Here is a 23,067-nt window from a genome sequence, read left to right on the forward strand (position 1 = left end):
ATGAGAAGAAAAACACAATTAATCCATGGCGGAATTAGTGAAGATCCAGCAACAGGGGCCGTTTCCTTTCCGATTTATCAAGTCAGCACCTATAAGCAGGAGGGAGTTGGCGGACACAAAGGCTTTGAATATTCCCGTACTGGCAATCCGACCAGACATGCGCTGGAGGAACTGATTAAAGATATTGAGAGCGGCAAGGCCGGCTTTGCTTTCGGTTCAGGAATGGCAGCGATTACAGCTGTATTTATGCTGTTTAACAGTGGTGACCATGTCATTTTAACGGATGATGTTTACGGGGGCACTTTCAGAGTGATGACAAAGGTGCTAAACCGGGTTGGGATTGCTTCAACCTTTGTGGATACAAGTAATTTGGAAAATATTAAAAACGAAATCAGGCCAAATACAAGAGCGATTTACATTGAAACACCAACCAATCCGCTTCTGAAAATTACTGATATTGCAGCGGCTGCCAGATTAGCCAAGGAACATAATCTGTTGACGATCGTCGATAACACGTTCTCGACCCCATACTGGCAAAATCCAATCGAGCTCGGGGCAGATATGGTCCTGCACAGTGCCACTAAATACATCGGCGGCCATAGTGATGTAGTGGCCGGGCTAGTAGTGGTAAATGATGACAAGCTGGCACAGGACCTACATTTTGTGCAAAATTCCACAGGCGGGATTTTGGGGCCACAGGATTCCTGGCTGCTGATTAGAGGCATCAAAACATTGGGTGTCCGCATGGAAGAGACCGAGGCGAATACAATGGCAATTGTGGAGTTTCTACAAGGGCACCCTAAGGTGAAAAAAGTATTTTATCCGGGGCTTGTAACTCATTCGGGCCACGAAATTGCTAAGAAGCAGGCTAGGGGCTTTGGCGGTATGGTATCCTTCGATGTCGGCAGCGCCGAAACCGCTGACCAAATCCTGGCCAAGATAAAATACTTCACCCTTGCTGAAAGCCTTGGAGCAGTTGAGAGTCTAATCTCCGTCCCAGCCCGAATGACCCACGCTTCCATTCCAGCCGAAAGAAGAGCAGAACTCGGCATCGGTGACGGACTCGTCCGCATCTCCGTAGGACTAGAAGACGTCCAGGATTTAATTGAGGATCTAACACAAGCACTGGAGTAAGGGTACAAAGGGTGTCAGGCACCATGTGAAAATTTCACATGGTGCCTGACACCCATTTCCTTTTTAAAGGTCCCCGAACTAGGTTTGGGATCTTTTTTTGTCCTAAAAAGGGCATTTTAATTAATTTCATAAAAAGTTCACAAAATGGTTTACAAACTACATAGATGTGGATATAATTACCGTAGTAAGTAAATTATTCCAAAAGGAGGTCGATGAGAATGTTATTGTTCAATGGAATTGTATGTGTTAACAATGTTGCTTGGTCTTCGGGTGTTGGTACAACTGAATATTTTTATAATGCTCATTCGACCGGATTGGAATGGATGTCTTAACTTTTTATTTCCGTATATATCCAAGCCGCAGGGAGAATGACGCCTTGTGGCTTTTTTGTGCCTAAAAACAGGCAAATAAGGCTAGGCCGCAAGGGGTGACTTCTTGCGGCCTTTTTGTGCCCTTTTTACTAGCCAAATGGATATGTTCGGCATAAGGTAATGAGGCTGCTTTAAAATTTGTAAGGGGACTTCATTAAAGGAGGTGACAATTATGACCCTAAATATATTGTTCTTATCAATTACAATTAAAAAACGACCTGTAGACCGCGAAGCCGTGGCGCGAGAGGAAATGGTGGAACAACTGTATCAGGAAACAAAAGACAGGCAAATTTCAGTGCATCATTTGATGTAAATAATATACAAACCAAAAGGAGTTAATACAATGACACTAAATATTTTCTTTTTTACATTAACCATTAATAAACGCAAGGTAGATCTGAATAAAGAGTCCCGCAATGAATTGGCGCAAAAGCTTTACGAACAAAGCAAGGATCGGCAAATTGCCATGCATCGTCTTATGTAAAACAAATCTATGGGGTTTTTCCAAAGGAAGTGAATAACATGACCCTCAATATATTTTTCTTAACAATTACAATTACAAAACGTAAAGTAAGCGCTGATGAAGCGATTCAACAAGAAATGGTTAATAAACTTTACGAGCAAAATAAAGATCGCCAAATTTCCATGTACCGAATTATGTAAGTTATCGCCATTTGGCAGATAAGCACGTTAGCTGGATACGTGTAAAAACTAATGAAAGAAAGGTGGTAATTAAAATGATTAATTTTCTAAATAAAGGACGAGGTGCAGATTTGTGGGATTCGAAAGATACCACTTAGTCCATGAAAATCGAGGATGGGAGGTAATCAAAAATGCCATTGCATGTTTTACTGTTATCATTGATTTTTAAAACCAAGAAAAAAGACTTAAAATAATATCATAAATCTCTTAGTAAGCTAAGAATATCAAAATGTTGTTAACACAATGTTCACATTTCCTTCAGATTGATACTGTGAAAATATGATAAATTGAAATTAAGGTGATCAATCTAAGGGGTGGAGTAAGATGATGTTTATGGTTGCTATGGCTTTCGTCATTACTGGGGCGATTGGCTGCGTTATCTTGGCAGAATTAAGTGTAGAAGTGTAATAAAGAAGCATCGGTCAAATGCGACCGATGCTCTTTTTATCCTCTCTTATTTTCCTTCTGTCAGTTCCAAAAACTCGTCGATATCAGCTAGGCAGATATCAACAGCTTTCTTCCAAAAATCCTTTTTGGTCAGATCAACCTGCAAATGCTTATTGGCAAGGTCTTCGACTGTCATTGAGGCAGTATCCCTCAACAGCGCGATATACTTTTCCTCATAGCCTTTGCCTTCCTGAAGTGCCTGTGCATATATTCCCAGTGAGAATAAATAACCAAACGTATAAGGGAAGTTATAGAAAGGCACCCCTGTAATGAAGAAGTGGAGCTTGGAAGCCCAGAAAAGTGGATGGTATTCATCCAGTGTTTCGCAATACGCTTCCTTTTGTGCCTCAAGCATTAATTGATTTAATCTTTCGACCGACACAGGCCCTTGCTTTCTTTCTTCATAGAAACGTGTTTCAAACAGGAAGCGGGCATGGATATTCATCAGCAGCGCCACAGTCCGCTGAATTTTGTCATCAAGCAGCGCAAGTTTTTCGTCCTCATCCTTTGCATTTTTGACTGATGCATCAGCAACAATCATTTCCGCAAAAGTCGAGGCTGTTTCAGCCACGTTCATCGCGTAATTTCGATTAAGATGCTGTACCCCTTTCATTGCAAACGAATGGAAGCCATGCCCCAGTTCATGTGCCAGTGTAGATACATTGGATGGCGTTCCGGAGTAAGTCATAAAAATCCGCGACTCATCACTTTCTGGGAAAGAAGTACAGAATCCGCCTGGCGCTTTTCCTGGGCGATCCTCCGCTTCAATCCATTGTTTCTCGAATGCCATTTTTGCGAATGCAGCCAATTTTTCGCCAAACAGGGCAAAGTTTTGTTGGATGAATTCGGCCCCTTCCTGGTAGGATACCTTCGTTTCTGTTGTCCCATATGGCGCATCCAGATCAAACCAGCTTAATTTTTCCAAACCCAATAACTTTGCTTTACGCTCCAGATATTGAACAAGCTTTTGTTTGTTTTCCGAGATGACGGTCCACATCGTTTCAAGCGTCTCTTTTTTCATGCGATTGATGCTGAGCGGTTCCTTCAATACCTCGTCCCATCCGCGTTTTTTGTAAACATTCAATCGGAAGCCGGAAAGATGGTTTAATGTCTTTGCGAGAATGTCAGCCTGGTCGCCCCATGCCTTTTCCCAACCCGCAAATACCGTACTGCGTAAGCTTCGGTCAGAGCTTGAAAATTTATTAAAGGCCTGCCCGACGGAAAGCTGTTTTTCTTCGCCGTTTTCCGTAAAGGAGACTTTTATTTTGCTGACGATTAAGTCATATAATTGCCCCCAGCTATGATAGCCGTCCACACCTAGGGCGTTAACAAGCGCTTCCTCTTCCTTGGACAGCTTTTCCTTTGCCCTGCTGCGCCGTTCCGTCAAAACAAAGGATAGTTCCTCCAACGGGCCATCTGCCAATAGCTGTTTCCAGACGTTATCATCAATTTTGGTCAGTTGGTTGTCTAATGCTCCAAGCGCTGTCTGGAAGGAAGCGCTTAACCCTGTTACTTGCGCATCAAGGTTATAGGCTTTTTCATCGTGAATATTTTGGGCTTGAAGGCATCCGACAAAGGCTCCTGCTTGGCGAAGTTTTTTTCCTGTTTCCTCAAAATCGAGAAGCAGTTCCTGCAGGTATTTGCCGTCCTCAGGGGAATTGGCAGGTGTCCAGTTATTTACCCTTGTTTGAAAAAGTTCGATTAATTCTGCTGTATGGGTTAAGTGCTCCTGTAATTCAGGGGAATCGCTTCCGCCTTTGAAAAACACATCCAGGTTCCACACATCTTTATAGGTTGTGGCTGACATTTTATGTACCCCCTTTATATATGTACTAACTCATTATAAATTTGTTGGCGGAAAATTTCTATAACTTTGAATTTTGCTGAACAGCACACCATGGTCCCGATTATTTGACAATGTCATAATATCTGAGTTATAAGTGTGATGGATGAGGATTAATAAATTCATTTGAAGATAGAGTTTTAAACGCATGTTCAGGAGGAGAACAATGAAATCTCGAAAGCGCCTAATACTGCCTATTTTAATGGTCGTGTTACTTGCCGTTACAGGCTGTACAAGTAATCAGGAGGAGAAAAAACCCTCGAATCCAAAAGAACGGCAGGAAACCAAAAATACTGACACAACAAAATATGAAGTCACTGAGGCAAACCCGGTAAAAATAAGCCGTATTTTTGGGGTCGGTTATCCGGGGAATGATCAGGCACTTTATGTTGCGTCAAATGCCGGTTTGAAAATGTTTAAAGACGGGAAATGGTTTGAGACTACAACGAATAACCATAAATATATGGGTTTCCAGGCTGTTGAATCTGGTTTTATTTCGAGTGGACATCCGCAAAAGGGGGCTGATTTAAAGGACCCTCTAGGCCTGGTCAAGAGTACCGATAAAGGGGAAACGCTCGAAAAATTGGCCTTTTACGGACTAGCCAATTTTGTTTTTATGGCAGCTGGCTATTCGAATAGCAACCTATATCTGATAAGTGATCAGCAAAAAAATGGCTTAAGCATGGGCGTCAACTATTCCAAGGATAACGGCGAAACTTGGAAAAAAAGTGAGCTTAATGGCTTCAAAGCGGATTCACTCGGGATGATTGCGGTCCATCCTGCAAATGGTGATTCCATGGCAATGTCAACTCGCTCAGGGATTTATTATTCTATGGACAACGGAAATACAATGAAGGTAATCACTGCTCCGGTAATGGTCACAGCATTAACTTTCTCAGGCGATTCCATTTTATATAGCAGTGTTGAAAATGAGAACATATTATTAAAAACAATAAATCCGGTCTCTGGAGAACAAGCCGACATTGCGATCCCGTTTTTGGATTATGACAATCCGATCACCTACTTGGCGTCGAATTCAAAAAATCAAAATCAAATCACTTTCGCCACCTATAAAAATGACCTCTATGAATCGGTGGACGGAGGCAAGTCCTGGAACAACATATTAAAAGAAGGTAAATGAAAACTCGCCAATTGGCGAGTTTTCATTTCATGCTAACTTTTTTTCTTGCGCTCTTTCTCGGCGCGATAAAATTCATGGAACATTTTCATCAATGCTCGCTTTTCAATTCTTGAAACATAGCTTCTGGAGATTCCCAGCTCTTTCGCGATTTCCCGCTGGGTTTTTTCCTTTTGCAAATCGAGGCCGAAGCGGCCGATAATGACTTCCTTTTCACGGCTGTCGAGAACTTCAATGTATTTTTTGATTTTCTCTAGCTCCATGTTCATTTGTATCGTATCAATAACATCTTCAGATTCCGATTTTAATACATCAATCAACGAGATTTCGTTGCCCTCTTTATCCTGGCCAATCGGGTCATGTAGGGAGACATCTTTTTTGGTCTTTTTTAATGCGCGTAAATGCATGAGGATCTCATTTTCTATACAACGTGCGGCGTAGGTTGCAAGCTTTGTTCCTTTCCCTTCGGAATAGCTCTCGATTGCTTTTATTAATCCGATTGTTCCAATCGATATTAGATCCTCTGAATCTTCGCCGGTATTTTCGAATTTCTTTACAATGTGGGCAACGAGCCTCAAATTGTGTTCTATCAGCATATTTCGTGCGTGTGAGTCCCCTTCGGCCATTAATCTTAAATATTTTCGTTCATCTGCAGCGGATAGGGGCTGAGGGAAGGCATTATTCTTTACATAGGATACAAGAAATAAAAATTCTTTAAGTAAATAGCCAAGAGCCGTTAAGATTCCAGACATCCATATCCACCCCGTATCTTTTTTGGACTAAAGCCTATTAATAATTCCTATGAAGAAAACGGGAAATTGTGTCTGTCCAGATTATTTAATTTGAAATTAGTGCTATTATAATAGGAAAAGCGGAAGCGCCTTGACCAGGGGCGACCAGCATAAGACGAGCCGGCTAGAAGGTTGCTTTTTAACCTTCTTGACGGATTGGCTTATGACCTCGAGCCCCTAGGCGCTGCAGCTAGACAATAATGACCTACTATGCCATAAGGCAATAGTAGGTCATTACATCAAAAAATTTATACTTTTCTTAACCTGAACGTACTAACCATTAAGAATGAAAGAATGATGATAATAAATAAGAACGTTTGTGCCGGAAGATAGGGGATGGCCAAAAAGCTTAACGTGGCCAAACAGCCTGCCGCAGTAATCGGCAATCCAGTAAAGAATCCATTGTTTTCAGTAATATTAAATCGTGCCAATCTGAATGCGCCGCAACCGATATAAAATACGGTGAAAAAGGACCCCGGTCCACCGAATTCATGCAAAATTCCCTGATATAACAATAGTGCGGGAGCCACGCCAAATGATATAATATCACTCATGGAATCCAATTGTTTGCCTAACTCAGATTCAATATTAAACTTTCGGGCAATCATGCCGTCAAACCGGTCCGCCAATGCTGCAACAAAAATGAGCAGCAGACTTAATCTCAAATTTCCATGGAGTCCGAATACGATGGCAAAACCGCCTAAAGATAAATTCGTCAGGGTTATGACATTGGCTGTCTGGGATTTTAGTTTCTTAATCGTCTGGTCGATTACATCTAATAAAAACATTTCAGTTTTCCACTCCTTTCTTTGGATGGAAGAATAATCCGTACCATTGTTGTTAACTCTATATTATTTAATTTTACGGGTTTTATGTCTATTCGTAAAGAGTATTTTTACACTATTTGGGGGTAATGCCTTTGTTACAGACTGTTTATCGTCTAATGATTGAATTAACGAATGGCCGATGGACATCGGCTATTTTAAAACGTTTTGCCCAGTCTCGTATCAGCCGTTTTGTCGTGCCATCGTTTGCACGAATCTATCAGCTTAATCAAACGGAAATGGAAAAAGGGCTTCACGAGTTCCCTACCCTGCATGCTTTGTTTGTAAGGAATCTCAAAAAGGGTGCAAGGCCCATATACAAAAGCGATGATGCGGTTGTCAGTCCCGTTGATGCGGTGCTTGAGGATGTCGGGCCGATTAAGGAAAACAGCGAAATTATCGTCAAAGGCAAAACTTATTCCATAGAGGAAATGCTTGGAGATCCTAATGTGTTGCCAAAATATTTGAATGGTACATACGTCATTTTGTATTTAAGTCCAAGCCACTACCATCGCATTCACAGTCCTGTCAATGGAACAGTTACAAATCAATGGACGCTAGGATCGAAATCCTATCCGGTTAACAAGTGGGGATTAAAATATGGGGTACGGACGCTTGCCAAAAATTATCGGGTCATTACAGAGGTTAACACTGAATTTGGACATGTGGCGATTGTCAAGGTTGGCGCCATGTTTGTTAATTCGATTGAAACTGTGCATGAAGGCTCGAATTTAGTAAAAGGCGGGGAGATTGCCTATTTTACCTTTGGGTCAACTGTTGTTTTATTGTTTGAGAAGAATACATTTGAACTCGATCCAAACCTTAAAACACCACAGGAAATGAAGGTTGGCGAAAAGCTTGGGATTTTAAGTAAAAAAAGCAGCGGCGCATGATGGCGCCGCCGTTTTTTCGTAAAATATCCCTTGGTTGGGCAAATATAATTAGGAAGTCTTCTTTATTTTATAATAAAGGGAACGACGGTGAATCTCGGTTTCGATCAGGCTGATAAAATCCGGGCTCAGGTTTAGCTCTCTTGCTTTTAAATAAGACTCAATCAATAATTCATCTGACAATTTCCTCACGTAGAAGACACCTCCAACGTTTAAAATAAAGTGTTCTATTTGATGAAAAGGATTCATAAAATGGTAGGTTCAATTGGTGTACCCTAAATCTACCAAATTTATTCTTGGAGAACAATCGATCCAACTATCCACAGGTTTAGGTGGATAACTTGTGATTATTTTGTTTATAAATCGCTTAAAAGTGAATGATTCAATGGGTATAATGTTAATAACTTTATCCACAGTTGTTAAAAAAGACGATATTTGTCGAAAAGTTTTTTTGTTTGTTTAAAAATTCGCCATAATTTGGGAGAACCCTAAATTATTCCAGCAGGTTTCTGATTTACGTGTCATGGATTGTCAAGAAATGAAGAACAATAACATAGGGCCTTTTATTCTTTGAAACATATGGTAAAATTCGTTATGATGAATTAAATGTAAACTCGCTGATTGGCGAGTCCGTTAGGACGAAGACAGAGGCGTAGTTGAAATTATGCGACATAATAAATTATTAAATTGGTGAAATTTGGTAATTTATTATTAGCCAAGTAATAAGACTGTTAAATTATAGTTTTGAGGTGTCAATTAGTGCTAAAACAATTTCTGCCGAATGAACACGTGAAAAGTGTTCTCGATATTCAGCCTGAACAGCTAAAGGTCAGAGGGATTAAGGGAATCATTACCGATTTGGATAACACGCTCGTGGAATGGGATCGTCCAAACGCCACTCCGGACTTGATAAAATGGTTTGAAGAAGTAAAGAAACAAAATATTCTGGTGACGATTGTTTCCAATAATAATGAAGCAAGGGTTAAAGCGTTTGCCGACCCGCTAAAGATTCCGTTTATATTTCAAGCGCGAAAACCGCTGGCAAGGGCGTTTAATCGCGCTTTGGCACAAATGGACTTGAAAAAAGAGGAGACTGTAGTGATTGGCGACCAATTATTAACGGATGTCCTCGGAGGCAATCGCAGCGGTTTCCATACGATTCTGGTAGTTCCGGTTGCCCAGACTGATGGATTCATGACCAAATTTAACAGGTTTGCGGAACGGAGAATCATGAATTGGTTCCGTAAAAGAGGTATGCTGTCTTGGGAGGATTAGACGTGAACGAACAAAAATATATATGCATTGGCTGCGGTGTAAAGGTTCAGACGGAAAATCCGGCGGAAATTGGTTATGCGCCCACTTCCGCCCTCGAAAAAGAATCGATTATTTGTCAGCGATGCTTTCGTCTAAAGCATTATAATGAAGTCCAGGATGTCAGCCTGACGGATGATGACTTTTTAAAGATTTTAAACGGACTGGGCGAACGAGATGCCCTGATTGTCATGATTGTTGATATTTTCGACTTTAACGGCAGCTGGCTGCCGGGATTGCACCGCTTTGTCGGGAACAACAAAGTCCTTCTTGTCGGCAACAAGGCAGATTTGCTCCCTAAATCGGTCAAACATAAAAAGCTGATCAACTGGATGACCCAGCAAGCTAAAGAACTTGGACTAAGACCGGAGGAGGTATTCCTCGTAAGTGCCGGCAAGGGCTGGAATATCGAAGAAACAACCGCTGCAATTGAACAACATCGTAATGGTAAAGATGTCTATGTCGTCGGCTGTACCAATGTCGGCAAGTCCACATTTATTAATCGAATCATAAAACAAGTGACCGGCGAAGGGGATGTGATTACAACTTCCCATTTCCCGGGGACGACCTTGGATATTATTGAAATACCGCTTGATGACGGAAAAGCGCTGATGGACACGCCGGGAATTATCAACCATCATCAAATGGCCCACTTTGTCGATAAAAGGGATTTAAAAGTGATTACGCCCAAAAAGGAAATCAAGCCAAAAGTATTTCAATTGAATGAAGAACAAACCCTGTTTTTTGGTGGGCTGGCCAGATTTGATTATATTAGTGGCGGCAGACGTTCATTTATTTGCTACGTATCCAATGAAATAAATATACACCGTACAAAAACAGAGAATGCCGCTGAGCTTTATGAAAATCATGTTGGGGAACTGTTGACTCCGCCTAGGAAAACGGACATTGATACATTTCCTGAGTTGGTAAGACATGAATTTATGATTAAAGATGCCAAGACTGATATTGTCTTTTCGGGACTTGGCTGGATAACGGTTAACGATCCTGGAGCGAAGGTTGCCGCCTATGTTCCAAAGGGTGTTCAAGCTTTGATTCGAAAGTCGTTGATATAATTTTTATACGGGTGGGGGAAACAAGTGAAAAAGCTGTACGCCGTGATCGGGGACCCAATCGGCCATTCGATGTCCCCGACTATGCACAATGATTTATTTTCGTTTTATGGAATTGATGCTCAATATCTCCCGTTTCAGGTAAAACCTGAAAACTTGGAGGCTGCGGTTTACGGCTTTAAGGCGATTGGCGCGGGTGGATTCAATGTAACTGTGCCGCATAAAAGTGACATTATCCAATATCTCGATGAAGTGGATGAACTGGCTGCCAGCATCGGCGCTGTCAATACAGTGGTCAATGCAGGTGGAAGGCTTGTCGGCTATAACACCGATGGACCAGGTTTTCTAAAAGGGTTAACCACCCATTATCCTCAGGCTGCCGGAAAAAAAGTTTTGATTATCGGGGCTGGCGGGGCGGCAAGAGCTATCTATTTTACCTTGGCAAAGGAAAACCCCGCAGCAATCGATATTGCCAATCGGACGGTGGACAAAGCACAGAAATTAATCAAAGAGTGTCCATACACAAACGAATCAAGGGCCTATTCCTTGTATGAAGCGGAAAGTCAGTTGGAAAACTATGATTTAATTATCCAAACCACTATGATCGGAATGGCGCCGAAACTGGCTGAACAACCATTGGATTTAGTAAATCTCAAACAACAAGCGATGGTTTGTGACATCATTTACAATCCGTTGGAAACACAATTTTTACGGGATGCCAAACAAAAAGGTGCCATGATTCAAAACGGAATTGACATGTTTGTGTTTCAAGGGGCATTGGCATTTGAAAAATGGACCGGAATCTTCCCGAACACAACCAGAATGAGAGAAATTGTTCTTAAACAATTAGGAGGAAAGTAATGTTAACAGGTAAGCAAAAACGTTTTTTACGGGCGAAAGCCCATCATATGGACCCGATTTTTCAAGTGGGAAAAGGCGGGGTTAACGAGAACATGATTAAACAAATTGCCGACGCTCTTGAGGCAAGAGAAATGTTCAAAATAAGCGTGCTACAAAATTGCGATGAAGACAAAACCGACGTTGCCGAGCAGCTGGCGGAAGGTGCCGGCGCAGAGATTGTTCAAATTATCGGCAATACGATTGTGCTTTATAAGGAGTCAGTCGAGAATAAGCAAATTATCCTTCCGAAGTAGGAGGCAGAGATGAAGAAAATCGGTATTTTAGGGGGAACCTTTGACCCGCCCCATTACGGTCATCTGTTAATTGCCAATGAGGTGTTAAACGCCCTTGGGCTTGACGAAGTATGGCTGATGCCAAATCGCGAACCACCGCATAAACAAAAATCACAAGCGGTAAGCAATGAGGATCGTTTGCGGATGCTCGAACTGGCTATCCAAGATCATCCTGATTTTAAAATTCAGCCGATTGAATTGGAACGGGAGGGGAAGTCTTATACCTTTGATACCATGACTCTGTTAAAGGAACAATTTACAGACCATCAATTTTTCTTTATTATCGGGGCGGACATGATTGAATATTTGCCGAAATGGCATAGAATAGACGAACTGGTCAGACTCGTCCAATTTGTCGGAGTTGAGCGGCCAAATTATAGTCATCAAACCGATTACCCCGTTCAATATGTTGACGTACCTGCCTTCGATGTATCATCAAGCATGATTAGAGACAGGCTTAGAAAAGGGAAGACAGTCAGGTATTTAATAGCCGATTCAGTATTACGGTATATTGAGGAGAAGCATTTATATGGAACGTGAAATAGCATTGCAGCTCGTCAAACCACAATTGACTGAGCACCGCTACCAGCATACCCTCGGGGTGATGGAAACAGCCATCATGTTAGCTAAGGCATACGGTGCAGATGTAAAGAAAGCCGAATTGGCGGCAATCTTTCATGATTACGCCAAATTCCGGCCAAAGGAAGAGATGAGGGAAATTATTTTGAGCCAAGGTTTTCCGGCCGACCTGCTTGACTATAACGCCGAGCTTTGGCATGCACCTGCAGGAGCCTATCTGGCTGAGACGGAAGCTGGGATTTCCGACCCGGAAATATTATCGGCAATCCGGTACCATACATCCGGAAAAGCGAGAATGTCCCTGCTAGAAAAAATAATTTATCTGGCAGACTATATTGAACCGGGACGTCATTTTCCCGGAGTGGACGAAGTCAGGGGAATGGCTGCTGAAAATTTGGACCGGGCCCTGTTAAAGTCGGTGCAAAATACAATTATGTTCTTGATGAAAAAGAATCAACCAGTCTATCCTGAAACGTTTCATACGTATAATGATTTAATCCGAAATGGAAGGATTGATTAAATGGAAAATCAGAAGTTATTAAAAATGTCTGTAAAAGCAGCGGACGATAAACGGGCGGAAAATATCATTGCGTTAAATATGAAGGGGATTTCTTTAATTGCCGATTATTTTGTCATTTGTCACGGTAACTCGGATAAGCAGGTTCAAGCAATCGCCAGGGAAATTCGCGAAAAGGCACACGAGAATGGCTATGATGTAAAACGGATCGAAGGGTTTGACGAGGCAAGATGGGTACTGATTGACATTGGCGATGTAGTTGTCCATGTATTCCATCGCGATGAACGAAGCTATTATAATCTGGAGCGCCTATGGGGCGATGCACCGCGGGAAGATATCCTCAGCGAACTAAATACATGACCACATACGAGCATTTCGCCTATTTATATGATGAACTGATGAAAGATGCCCCTTATGATCAATGGGTTCAATTCGTCAAGGAAACGCTGGGAAAATATCAAATAAACCGATCATCAGGAGAGCCCTTTCAGCTTCTTGATTTGGCCTGCGGAACGGGAGAGCTTTCCGCTCGCTTTGCCAAAGAAGGGTTCCACGTAACCGGAATCGATTTGTCTGCCGATATGCTGGCGGTTGCACAGGCAAAGGCCGAGGATGTAGGTGTTAGGATTCCATTTTATGAACAAAATATGGCTGAGTTTGAAGTGCCTGCTCTATTTGATGTTATCGGCATTTTTTGCGACTCGCTCAATTATCTTCAGACCGAACAAGAGGTTAAGGATACTTTCAGGCAAGCTTCTTTGTATTTAAAGTCTGGCGGACTTCTCATTTTCGATGTCCATTCGATTTATAAAATAACCCAAGTATTTATCAATCAGACATTTGCCTTAAATGATGACCATATCGCTTATATTTGGAACAGCTTCCCCGGTGAGGAAGCCAACAGTGTTGAGCACGAGTTAAGTTTTTTTGTCCTGGATGAACGTTCCGGTAAGTATGACCGGTATGATGAGCTCCACTTTCAACGAACATTTCCGATCCAGCATTATTCCGAGTGGCTGACAGAAGCGGGCTTTGAGCTTTTGGAGGTTAATGCCGATTTTGAGCATAGTCCGCCGCAAAACCATTCTGAACGGATCTTTTTTATCGCCAAAAAGAAATAAACCATCTTTTTTTTAAAAAGATGGTTTATTTGTATAGAATTTAGGAGGAATTTGTAGAAAAAAGGCGAATTATTGTTTAGAGAACTGCAAGTCAATTTGGTCCAAATCCTCTTTGAACTTAGCGTGTGTTGCCTGAAACAGGTGTTGGAATACTTCCCCTAGTTCGTTCTCAAATACTTTTATCCCTTCACCGGTAATGCCGCCCTTTACACATACCTTTTCCTGGAGCGACGGAAGGGTGTAATGACCTTGCTTTAATAATTCCCCAAGACCGACAATCATTTCGCTTGCAAGAATAGTAGCGGTTTTTTCATCAATTTCGGTCTCCTTTACCGCACCCTTAATAAATGCCTGCAGCAAATAACTGAAAAAGGCTGGTCCGCAGCTGACGATATCGGAAGCGACCCTTGTAATATTTTCTTCTATGAAAACAGGTACAGACATTTTGGCTATTAAACTTTCGAGTTCCTTTCGCCAATAGCCTGAACAATTTTCTCCATAGGTGATTAATGAGACTCCGGCAAGTGCCCGGTTTGTGATACTTGGAATGACCCGGGCTACGGAGCTGGATACTTTGCTCTCAATATGATTTGTACTGATAGGGCTTGTAATCGTAACTAGGCATTTATTTTCGGTTAAATATGGATTGATTTGATCGATAATTTTAAAAACATCCAGCGGTTTTACGCATACAAATATCAAATCGGATTGAGCCGCAACTTCCATCGCATTTGCCCCAACCCTGAGTTCGGAATATTTATTTTTTAGCAGCTTTGCTTTCCCAATCGTACGATTTGTAATCATCATGGATGAGGGGGAAACAGCTTTGCCATCCAGGAAAGCCTCCACCAAAATTCTTCCCATATTACCGGTTCCGATGATTCCTACCTCCATGATACAACCCTCCTTCACATCCCGGTTTCTCTTATAACAATATGAGCTATGTAAGTAAAATATACCATTTGAAAGGATGAGCAAGTTGAAAGACTGGTTACTGGAACACAAGTACTATCTTGCCGCTGCGATGCTGATCGCGATAGGGGGTTATTTTTTATACAATAATAATCCAGTCACTCCGGACCCTGGGCAAGCCCTGGGAATGGAACAGAAGCTTGAAAAGGTACAGAATCACGAGGCAGACCCATTATCCGAGGAGAAATCAGCAGATGCAAAAGAAAAGGAAATCATTATGGTCGATATTAAAGGCCAAGTCAAAATGCCGGGTGTTTATAAAGCTGATGAAGGGGAGCGGATTATTGACCTTATCAGTCGAGCAGGCGGTTTAACGGAACTGGCTGACCAGACACAGGTGAATTTTGCCGAGCATGTCGTGGATGCTATGGTGATCTACATCCCTGCGATTGGGGAAGCCGGAAATGTCGCGGCGGGCCCGAATGGCGGACAACCTATGCAGGTTGCGGGCGGACCAAGCCAAGGTCAAGGTAAAATCAATCTCAATAAAGCCGACGAAGGGGAGCTGCAAAAGCTCCCGGGGATTGGTCCTGCAAAGGCGGCAGCGATTATTGAGTATCGTTCAACAAGCGGTCCTTTTAAAACAGTTGAGGATTTAAAGAATGTGAGCGGAATCGGTGAGAAGACCTTTGAAAAACTAAAGGATTTGGTTATCGTGAAATAAATTCCTCATTGACCGGATAGACAAGCCACATTAAACTAAACAGAAAGAAACTACAAGGGAGAGTTAGACAATGGAGCGAATTTCTTGGGATCAATATTTCATGGCACAAAGCCATTTACTTGCACTGCGCAGCACATGCACGCGCCTGACAGTTGGCGCTACCATCGTAAGGGACAAACGGATTATTGCAGGCGGCTATAACGGCTCTATTGCCGGTGGCGATCATTGTATTGATAAGGGGTGTTATGTGATTGACCATCATTGCGTGCGTACGATTCATGCCGAAATGAATGCACTCCTGCAATGTGCCAAGTTTGGCGTTCCAACCGACGGTGCCGAAATTTATGTTACCCATTTTCCGTGTTTGCAATGTTGTAAGGCTCTTATTCAGTCAGGAATTAAGACTGTTTATTATGCAGCGGACTATAAAAATCATCCGTATGCGATTGAATTATTTCAGCAAGCCAACGTCAAATTGGAAAAAGTTGAATTGGTTGAACAAGTAATTGATTTTCGGAATCTCAACCAATAAAAGGCCGCGCTGGTTTCATGACCGGCGCTGGTTCCATCCCTCAACAAATGGAGAATAAACATGGCTGGAAAATACTTTTATTTTGCTGTTGCCGCCCTGTTGGCAGTGTCAGCATCCCTAATTAAAATTGCCCCATTTTTGCTGCTGCTGATTTTTTATCTTTATCTTTTAAATACATACAAAAGCTTAACGCTGCAACATTTTTTAGTTCTTATGTTAACGTTTGTTTGTTTTTTTGCTATTGGGTATCAAGAGGGCAAGAACAATCACAGCATTCTTCCCAACGATTCCACGACATTCACCCTCGAATACAGCCAAGACCCCAAAATAGATGGCGATTTACTGCAAATCCAAGCTAACGAGATAACCTATAAAGAAAAGCTCCTTGTCCGATATAAAATCAAATCCCAACAAGAACAAGCAGCGTTAAAAGCCCAGTCTTTTTATGGCATGGCCTGTCTTGTTTCAGGCAAAATGAAATTGCCTAGAGTCGCAAAGAATCCGAATGGTTTTGATTATCGGCGGTATCTTACGACAAAGGAAATATATTGGATCATCGAAACCGACCGAAATCCCTTGGAAAATTGTGTGCCGGCTGCGAAAAGTAACCCAGTCATCACTTTGAAATTATTACGATTGAATGGGATTCGTTATCTGGAAAATAACTTTCCCCCGAAGATTGCCTCATTATCCGCCGCATTAATTTTTGGGGATAGGAGCCTGCTTGACCGGGATGTGTTGGGTGATTACCAGGAGACTGGTATCGTCCATTTGCTGGCCATTTCCGGTCTTCATGTTTCGTTGCTTATTGCAATGATATTCTATTTGGGGATACGAATTGGATTAACCAGACAGTTTATGGGCAATTTCCTGCTTATGCTTTTGCCCGTTTATGTTATTTTGACAGGGGCTTCACCCTCGGTTATTCGCGCTGCATTGATGATCTTTCTTGTGTTATTGACGGAAAAGTGGAACGGGAGGCTTAGGTTGTTACCGATTGATGCAATCAGTATTGCATGTCTGCTTTGTCTGGCATTTAACCCGTTATACCTTTTTGATGTTGGTTTTCAGCTGTCCTTTTCGGTAAGTTGGGCGATTATTTTGTCGGTTGGGCACCTCCTAAAGCATTATGAAAAACTTGGTGCAATGGTAGCTGTCTCGGTCGCATCACAACTAGCAGCATTTCCTTTTCTGCTTTATCACTTTTTCGAACTTTCATTGATTGGCATTTTTGCCAACTTATTATACATTCCGCTATTTTCCTTTGTTTACCTTCCTGGCTTATACATTCTGTTTTTCCTTCAGCTTTTATTTGATAAAACTCCGTTCATCCTGAGTGCGATTTTTGTAAAAATCATAAATATGTTTGACAAACTAATTGCTGTCATTGCCAATTTAGATTTTGCCGCCTTCACACCGGGAAGGCCAAATCTGTGGCTGCTAATAATCTACATAATCCTGATTTGTGCCATCTTTCTTGTTTGGGAAACAATGTTTGTCTCTAAAAATAAAAAATATTTGTTTATTTTTGTTATTTTCCTGTTTTTTATTCAGCCTGCTTGGAACTGGTTTTATCCATATGGTGAAGTTACGATGATTGACGTGGGGCAAGGGGATAGCATCTTGATTGATTTGCCTCAGCGGAAAGGTACCTATTTGATTGACACCGGCGGAACTCTGGAATTCAATGAGGAACAATGGAAAAGGAGGGCAAAGCCATATGAAGTGGGAAGGGATGTCGTTGTTCCATATTTAAAGGGAAAAGGAGTCACAACGATTGATAAACTGATCCTTACCCACGGTGATATGGACCATATTGGTGGTGCGCTTGCCGTTTTACAAGAAATTAAGGTAAGACAGATTTTGCTGCCGGACGTAACGCAGTCATCGCAAATGGAACAAGCGATTATAAAAGAAGCAAAACTTCAGGAAATTCCTGTGGTATTTGTATCCAATGGATATAAATGGGAGAGTGATGAAAGTTCATTTTATATACTCGCCCCTGTACAATCTTTTAAAGGAGAGAGAAACAGCGGATCGGTTGCTATTGCTGCTGAAATCGGAGGACTCAGCTGGTTTTTTGGCGGCGATTTGGATCAAGCGGGGGAAGAGAGAATCATAAAAAAATACCCCCATTTACAGGTTGATGTTTTGAAAGCCGGCCATCATGGCAGCAGGACATCAAGTGCTGGCTCATTTATACATCAATTGCGGCCAAAGATTGCGCTCATCTCAGCCGGAGAGAATAATCGGTTTGGACATCCCCATCAGGAGGTATTAACCCTCCTGGGGGATCAAAAGACGATGATTTATCGAACGGATAAAAGCGGGGCAATAACCTATAGATTTTTTCATACGGAAGGAACCTTTATCCCTTATCTTCCATAGTATATAGAGAATTTAAAAAGAGGCTGCCGGTATCGGCAGTCTCCTTGAGTAAACCATATGTAGCCAAATATTAAGAACCAATCAGCTTAATGACTGTTGCAATTATAAACATAGTGGCAAAAAAACCAAAAGAAACGATAAATCCAACCCCTGAATCAATTGCATCGTTCCGCTTACTTTGCAAATTCTTTTCAAATTCGTTCACAGTCTACCCCTCCTATTTCACAATATAGTATAAGCTATTCTTTTGAAAAAATCCAGCACGCCTTTAATTGCTTTTCCTCTGTTGACAAGTGTTGTCAAAATAGTTTGACTAACTAACGGCTACAATAAGTTTACAGATGATTCCCGCCTGATAATATGAGTTCCTAGGGCAAATATTGCAGGCGTTTATTATAGATCGGGAATTGGCACTATGGCGACAGTTGTCAATTCCCTTTTACCACTTGTCAAAATTCCTGCGCTTCATTACGATAGTAAGGAGTGAAGTAAAGGGAGCGCTGAACAATGGTTATGGACATATGGAAAAAAATAAAACAAAAAAATATTGCGCCTATTTATTTATTATATGGAACAGAAGCTTTTTTAATCAATGAAACGAAGCAGTTAATCCTCAATCAGGTTCTCAATGAGGACGAGCTGGACTTTAACTTTTCCGCTTATGATTTAGAGGAGACCCCAATTGAAGCGGCAATCGAGGATGCCGAGACTTTTCCGTTTTTGGGTGAGAGGAAAGTTATTTTTCTACATAATCCCGTGTTTTTGACATCCGAAAAGACCAAAGAAAAGGTCAATCACAATATATCCAGGTTAGAAACCTATATAAAAGAGCCTGCACCGTATACGGTACTCGTTCTTTCGGCTCCATATGAGAAATTGGATGAGCGGAAGAAAATCGTAAAGGAACTGAAACGGCAGGTAGAAGTAGTTGAAGCGAAAAAATTATCAGAGCCAGAATTGAAAAATTGGGTGAAGGATCGAGCAAAAACAAATGGCATAGACATCCATCCTGACGCGATTGAACATTTACTTGCCCTTGTCGGGACAAATTTGTTTATGATTTCAAGTGAACTGGAAAAACTGGCGCTGTATGCCGCAGATGAAAAACACATTGATGTTGAACTTGTTGATAAACTTGTTGCCAGGTCACTGGAACAAAACATATTCACCCTGATAGAAAAGGTTGTCCAGCGTAAGCTTGATGAGGCATTACGGATCTATTACGATTTGATAAAGCAAAATGAAGAGCCCATCAAGATTTTAGCCTTGCTTGCAGGTCAATTTAGGCTTATTTACCAGGTAAAAGAATTGTCCAGACGCGGCTATGGACAACAGCAGGCGGCCGGGTTGTTAAAAACCCACCCGTTTCGTGTCAAGCTTGCTCTTGGCCAGGCGGCAAGATTTACCGATCAAGAACTATCGGAAATCATGAATTTCCTTGCTGAAGCCGACTACAAAATGAAAACAGGCGGAATGAATAAATCCTTGCTGGTTGAAATGCTTCTGTTCCGGCTGAATAAATAATAAAAAAAACGATTCCTGCTCGAGGAATCGTTTTTTTAGCTAATAAGAAAGGATAAAATTTCAGCAAATTTTATCCTTTCTTAACGCATAAATTCAACTACGTCTCTGTCTTCGTCCTAACGGACTCGCCAATCGACGAGTTTCCATTTATTACAAAGCGTTAATTTTTTTCATTAGGCGAGCTTTTTTACGAGCAGCAGCATTTTTGTGGATAAGACCTTTTGCAGCTGCCTTGTCCAAATTGCTTGCAGCAGTTGCATAAGCTTCTTTCGCAGTAGCAGTATCGTTAAGAGTAACTGCAGCTTCAGCCTTCTTAACAGCAGTACGCATAGCAGACTTCGCCATTGTATTTTGAGCATTTTTAGCTTCGTTAATTTTTACACGCTTGATAGCAGATTTAATGTTAGGCATTAATTTCACCTCCTGTAAAGAATCGAGAATCGAGACTATATGAACTCGACTAAACAATCATTCACAATTTAATTGCAACAAGAGATATTTTATCAAACAGAACCCCAGATTGCAATACATTATTAGGTTACTTATTTTTCGGTTGCATGATTTATTGTAATCGGGGAAAAATTAGGAAATAGTTTCTATTTTTCATAGGAGTGATGGTAAATGAATGAATCGATCGACTTAAGCATGTATTCGGTCAGGACTGACTTGGCGATTGAAGCAAGAGAAATGGTGCTGCAGCAGTCAGTTGACCAGGAGGAAAATCTTTCTCAGATTGAAGGCGTCATCATAAAAGAAAAAGATGTAGATGATATTAAAATTTCCCTAGTGGAAGTGACGAAACAAGGGGAACAACAGCTTGGCAAAAAGGCTGGAAGGTATTTAACTCTGGAAGTTCAGGGGATTCGCCAGCAAAATACCGATGTACAGCAAAAGGTTCAAGAGGTGTTTGCCCGAGAATTTGCCCATTTTATGGAGGGAGCCGGAATTAAAAAAACAGATTCCTGTTTGGTTGTCGGCCTAGGGAACTGGAATGTCACTCCGGATGCTCTCGGCCCGATGGTTTGTGAAAACCTGCTCGTTACCAGGCACCTGTTTGAACTCCAACCGGAGAATGTGGAGGAAGGGTACCGCCCTGTCAGTGCTTTGGCACCAGGGGTGATGGGGCTGACCGGAATTGAAACGAGCGATATCATCTTTGGTGTTGTTGAAAAAACCAAACCCGATTTTGTTATTGCCATCGATGCGCTAGCATCCCGCTCAATTGAACGGGTAAATTCGACGATCCAGATTTCCGATACTGGCATCCATCCGGGCTCGGGGGTCGGCAATAAACGAAAAGAACTAAGTAAGGATACATTAGGGGTTCCGGTGATCGCTATCGGTGTTCCGACCGTTGTCGATGCCGTATCGATTACTAGTGATACGATTGATTTCATTTTAAAGCATTTTGGCAAGGAAATGCGGGAAGGGAATCGTCCGTCACGGGCGCTTGCCCCGGCGGGAATGACCTTTGGTGAACGCAAAAAACTTACCGAGGAAGATCTCCCGGAAGAAAAGCATCGAAAAACCTTTCTTGGCATTGTCGGTACGCTGCCTGATGATGAAAAAAGAAGACTCATTCAAGAAGTGCTGGCGCCGCTTGGGCATAATCTAATGGTTACCCCGAAGGAAGTCGATGTATTTATTGAAGACATGGCGAACCTGATTGCAAATGGGCTGAATGCATCCCTGCATAGCTCGATTGACCAGGATAACGCTGGCTTCTACACAAGATAAACAATACAGGGTCTATTTTTAAAAATAATAGACCCTGTTAAGAAATGGTTCTACCAACTCTAGTAACCTCATATGATTTACTAGAATCCTGAGTGTGAGGTGGAACCATGAAAACAAAAACGTCGGGAACTTTTATAATGGTACAGGGAACAACAGTACTGAAGCTAGTGACAGCCATTTTTATATTTATGCTTTCCATTTTTTCCATAAGCGGGCTATTAACCTCGTTAAAGCCGCAATATCGGCTATCATCCGCATCTGTCAATCAAGCAGCAACGAAGGTCAACGGTGAATTGCTGTATCAATTGATGGGCTGGGAGAACCACCATTTCTTGAAGGCAAAGCCGGATTTTACCTTCCCGACCTTGACCAATTTAATTTTTAAGCTGTCCAGCAACATTAATTTGGATGACCCGCGCAGTCTGCTTGGCAGGGAACTTCCGGGTTTTTACCAGTTCGACGGGAAAATTCTTGTTGCCGGCGAAGGAATCAACTATACAAATATGCCGGTTGAATCTTCGCCGCCGCTCGATATCATGCAGGCGGAGCGCGAGGCTGCCCTGCAGAATTTGGAAGGTTTGGATAAACCCGCAGGTGAAAATCAGTCACCAGCACCCAATCAAACAACCGGTGAACGGAAAGTGGTATACGTTTATTTTTCACATAACCGGGAATCCTATTTACCATATTTGAAAGGTGTCACTAACCCGAATCTGGCCTATCATTCACAAATTAACGTTACCAAAATCGGTGACCAATTAAAAGCCAGCTTAGAACAAAGAGGAATCGGCACTTATATTGATAAAACCGATATCGAAGGGAATTTAAAAGAAAAAGGATTGAAGTTCAACAAATCCTATCAGGAATCACGCGAAGTTGTTCAGGCTGCCATGGCTACCAATCGTGATCTCCAGTATTTTATCGATGTTCACAGGGATTCGAAACGTAAAGATGACACAACAATTACTATTAACGGGCAGTCATATGCAAAACTTGCATTTATTATCGGTGGGAAAAACCCAAATTACGAGAAGAATGCAAAACTAGCCAGTGACCTTCATAAACTTTTAGAAAAAAAATATAAAGGTTTAAGTAGAGGAGTTTTTGTTAAAAATCAATCTGGATCTAATAGCATTTACAATCAAAATCTTTCTGAAAATGCAATGCTGATTGAATTTGGCGGTGTCGATAATACGTTTGAGGAATTGAATCGCTCGGCGGATGCGCTTGCTGATATGTTTAGCGAATTTTACTGGCAGGCGGAACAGGTAAATAAAGACGTGGAGCAATCATCAGATAATCAATAGAAGTTAGGTGGA

Annotated in this window: 26 protein-coding genes and 1 pseudogene; 20 read left to right on the top strand and 7 right to left on the bottom strand. The window is 41.7% G+C overall.

The genetic code is table 11. The annotated features are described in order from the left end of the window. The 4 genes from AR334_RS13990 to AR334_RS28920 all read left to right on the top strand — a co-directional run bounded on the left by AR334_RS13990 (position 1) and on the right by AR334_RS28920 (position 2,168). Positions 1-1,134: a bifunctional cystathionine gamma-lyase/homocysteine desulfhydrase gene (locus AR334_RS13990; protein ID WP_066311862.1), complete on the top strand. Its 1,134-nt coding sequence runs from the start codon at positions 1-3 to the stop codon at positions 1,132-1,134. 543 nt (positions 1,135-1,677) lie between these two features. Then, positions 1,678-1,818, top strand: a complete 141-nt coding sequence (locus AR334_RS28910; RefSeq protein WP_082692940.1) for a YrzI family small protein — start codon at positions 1,678-1,680, stop codon at positions 1,816-1,818. 30 nt (positions 1,819-1,848) lie between these two features. Further along, positions 1,849-1,989: a YrzI family small protein gene (locus tag AR334_RS28915; RefSeq protein WP_082692941.1), complete on the top strand. Its 141-nt coding sequence runs from the start codon at positions 1,849-1,851 to the stop codon at positions 1,987-1,989. Between the two features lie 38 nt (positions 1,990-2,027). Further along, the gene (locus AR334_RS28920; protein WP_082692942.1) at positions 2,028-2,168 is read left to right on the top strand and encodes a YrzI family small protein; all 141 of its coding nucleotides are present in this window, start codon (positions 2,028-2,030) and stop codon (positions 2,166-2,168) included. Positions 2,169-2,661: 493 nt separating this feature from the next. Here AR334_RS28920 and AR334_RS13995 read toward each other — a convergent pair whose 3' ends face one another. Further along, positions 2,662-4,461 (bottom strand): M3 family oligoendopeptidase, encoded by a 1,800-nt coding sequence (locus tag AR334_RS13995; RefSeq protein ID WP_066311864.1) that lies wholly within the window; start codon positions 4,459-4,461, stop codon positions 2,662-2,664. A 202-nt stretch (positions 4,462-4,663) separates the two neighbouring features. Between AR334_RS13995 and AR334_RS14000 the strand changes: the two genes are divergently transcribed. After that, the gene (locus AR334_RS14000; RefSeq protein ID WP_066311868.1) at positions 4,664-5,638 is read left to right on the top strand and encodes a F510_1955 family glycosylhydrolase; all 975 of its coding nucleotides are present in this window, start codon (positions 4,664-4,666) and stop codon (positions 5,636-5,638) included. Between the two features lie 32 nt (positions 5,639-5,670). Here the strand turns inward: AR334_RS14000 and sigK are convergent, their stop codons facing one another. Continuing rightward, entirely contained in the window at positions 5,671-6,387 is a 717-nt protein-coding gene (gene sigK / locus AR334_RS14005) for an RNA polymerase sporulation sigma factor SigK (RefSeq protein WP_066311876.1), read from the bottom strand. A gap of 287 nt (positions 6,388-6,674) precedes the next feature. Beyond that, positions 6,675-7,214: a CDP-diacylglycerol--serine O-phosphatidyltransferase gene (gene pssA, locus AR334_RS14010; RefSeq protein WP_066311879.1), complete on the bottom strand. Its 540-nt coding sequence runs from the start codon at positions 7,212-7,214 to the stop codon at positions 6,675-6,677. 131 nt (positions 7,215-7,345) lie between these two features. Here pssA and AR334_RS14015 point away from each other — a divergent pair, with 131 nt between their 5' ends. Then, a complete protein-coding gene (locus AR334_RS14015; protein ID WP_066311882.1) occupies positions 7,346-8,143 on the top strand; it encodes a phosphatidylserine decarboxylase in 798 nt (265 codons plus the stop codon). Positions 8,144-8,191: 48 nt separating this feature from the next. On the opposite strand, the gene AR334_RS14020 is transcribed toward AR334_RS14015, so the two are convergent. Next, positions 8,192-8,332 (bottom strand): sporulation histidine kinase inhibitor Sda, encoded by a 141-nt coding sequence (locus tag AR334_RS14020; RefSeq protein WP_066311885.1) that lies wholly within the window; start codon positions 8,330-8,332, stop codon positions 8,192-8,194. Between the two features lie 567 nt (positions 8,333-8,899). Here AR334_RS14020 and AR334_RS14025 point away from each other — a divergent pair. Genes AR334_RS14025 through AR334_RS14060 form a run of 8 tightly spaced genes read left to right on the top strand, consistent with a single transcriptional unit; the run spans position 8,900 to position 13,931 of the window. Beyond that, on the top strand, positions 8,900-9,415 hold the full coding sequence (locus AR334_RS14025; protein ID WP_066311887.1) for a YqeG family HAD IIIA-type phosphatase: 516 nt from the start codon (positions 8,900-8,902) through the stop codon (positions 9,413-9,415). A 2-nt stretch (positions 9,416-9,417) separates the two neighbouring features. After that, a complete protein-coding gene (gene yqeH / locus AR334_RS14030) occupies positions 9,418-10,524 on the top strand; it encodes a ribosome biogenesis GTPase YqeH (protein ID WP_066311889.1) in 1,107 nt (368 codons plus the stop codon). A 24-nt stretch (positions 10,525-10,548) separates the two neighbouring features. After that, positions 10,549-11,382 carry a shikimate dehydrogenase gene (gene aroE / locus AR334_RS14035; protein WP_066311891.1) on the top strand — a complete coding sequence of 278 codons (834 nt, stop codon included), beginning with the start codon at positions 10,549-10,551 and terminating at the stop codon, positions 11,380-11,382. Continuing rightward, a complete protein-coding gene (gene yhbY, locus AR334_RS14040) occupies positions 11,382-11,675 on the top strand; it encodes a ribosome assembly RNA-binding protein YhbY (RefSeq protein WP_066311895.1) in 294 nt (97 codons plus the stop codon). The genes aroE and yhbY overlap by 1 nt, the downstream gene beginning before the upstream one ends. Positions 11,676-11,684: 9 nt before the next feature. Further along, positions 11,685-12,254: a nicotinate-nucleotide adenylyltransferase gene (locus AR334_RS14045; RefSeq protein ID WP_066311903.1), complete on the top strand. Its 570-nt coding sequence runs from the start codon at positions 11,685-11,687 to the stop codon at positions 12,252-12,254. Continuing rightward, positions 12,244-12,813, top strand: coding sequence for a bis(5'-nucleosyl)-tetraphosphatase (symmetrical) YqeK (yqeK, locus tag AR334_RS14050; protein ID WP_066311905.1), 570 nt, complete (start codon positions 12,244-12,246; stop codon positions 12,811-12,813). Before AR334_RS14045 ends, yqeK begins: the two co-directional genes overlap by 11 nt. Further along, the gene (gene rsfS / locus AR334_RS14055) at positions 12,814-13,170 is read left to right on the top strand and encodes a ribosome silencing factor (protein WP_066311907.1); all 357 of its coding nucleotides are present in this window, start codon (positions 12,814-12,816) and stop codon (positions 13,168-13,170) included. Continuing rightward, positions 13,167-13,931, top strand: a complete 765-nt coding sequence (locus AR334_RS14060) for a class I SAM-dependent methyltransferase (protein ID WP_066311910.1) — start codon at positions 13,167-13,169, stop codon at positions 13,929-13,931. Before rsfS ends, AR334_RS14060 begins: the two co-directional genes overlap by 4 nt. A 69-nt stretch (positions 13,932-14,000) precedes the next feature. Here AR334_RS14060 and comER read toward each other — a convergent pair whose 3' ends face one another. Further along, positions 14,001-14,825 carry a late competence protein ComER gene (gene comER, locus AR334_RS14065; RefSeq protein WP_066311914.1) on the bottom strand — a complete coding sequence of 275 codons (825 nt, stop codon included), beginning with the start codon at positions 14,823-14,825 and terminating at the stop codon, positions 14,001-14,003. A gap of 85 nt (positions 14,826-14,910) precedes the next feature. Between comER and AR334_RS14070 the strand changes: the two genes are divergently transcribed. The 3 genes and pseudogenes from AR334_RS14070 to AR334_RS14080 all read left to right on the top strand — a co-directional run bounded on the left by AR334_RS14070 (position 14,911) and on the right by AR334_RS14080 (position 18,487). Continuing rightward, positions 14,911-15,567, top strand: a complete 657-nt coding sequence (locus AR334_RS14070) for a helix-hairpin-helix domain-containing protein (protein ID WP_066311917.1) — start codon at positions 14,911-14,913, stop codon at positions 15,565-15,567. A gap of 70 nt (positions 15,568-15,637) precedes the next feature. Beyond that, positions 15,638-16,087: pseudogene (locus AR334_RS14075) on the top strand (ComE operon protein 2); the annotation flags it as partial. A gap of 72 nt (positions 16,088-16,159) precedes the next feature. Beyond that, entirely contained in the window at positions 16,160-18,487 is a 2,328-nt protein-coding gene (locus tag AR334_RS14080) for a DNA internalization-related competence protein ComEC/Rec2 (protein WP_066311935.1), read from the top strand. Between the two features lie 70 nt (positions 18,488-18,557). Here AR334_RS14080 and AR334_RS28925 read toward each other — a convergent pair whose 3' ends face one another. Beyond that, positions 18,558-18,692, bottom strand: a complete 135-nt coding sequence (locus AR334_RS28925; protein WP_082692944.1) for a YqzM family protein — start codon at positions 18,690-18,692, stop codon at positions 18,558-18,560. A gap of 302 nt (positions 18,693-18,994) precedes the next feature. Here AR334_RS28925 and holA point away from each other — a divergent pair, with 302 nt between their 5' ends. Continuing rightward, entirely contained in the window at positions 18,995-20,011 is a 1,017-nt protein-coding gene (holA, locus tag AR334_RS14085; RefSeq protein ID WP_066311937.1) for a DNA polymerase III subunit delta, read from the top strand. 150 nt (positions 20,012-20,161) lie between these two features. Here holA and rpsT read toward each other — a convergent pair whose 3' ends face one another. After that, positions 20,162-20,422 carry a 30S ribosomal protein S20 gene (gene rpsT / locus AR334_RS14090; protein ID WP_066311944.1) on the bottom strand — a complete coding sequence of 87 codons (261 nt, stop codon included), beginning with the start codon at positions 20,420-20,422 and terminating at the stop codon, positions 20,162-20,164. Between the two features lie 210 nt (positions 20,423-20,632). On the opposite strand from rpsT, the gene gpr reads away from it, so the two are divergent. Continuing rightward, a complete protein-coding gene (gpr, locus tag AR334_RS14095; protein WP_066311946.1) occupies positions 20,633-21,748 on the top strand; it encodes a GPR endopeptidase in 1,116 nt (371 codons plus the stop codon). A gap of 107 nt (positions 21,749-21,855) precedes the next feature. After that, positions 21,856-23,055, top strand: coding sequence for a stage II sporulation protein P (gene spoIIP, locus AR334_RS14100; protein WP_066311948.1), 1,200 nt, complete (start codon positions 21,856-21,858; stop codon positions 23,053-23,055). The last annotated feature ends 12 nt before the right edge of the window (positions 23,056-23,067 follow it).

Origin of the sequence: Bacillus sp. FJAT-29814, from assembly GCF_001510715.1 — a bacterium.
In the GTDB taxonomy this organism is placed as follows: Bacteria; Bacillota; Bacilli; order Bacillales; family Cytobacillaceae; genus Neobacillus.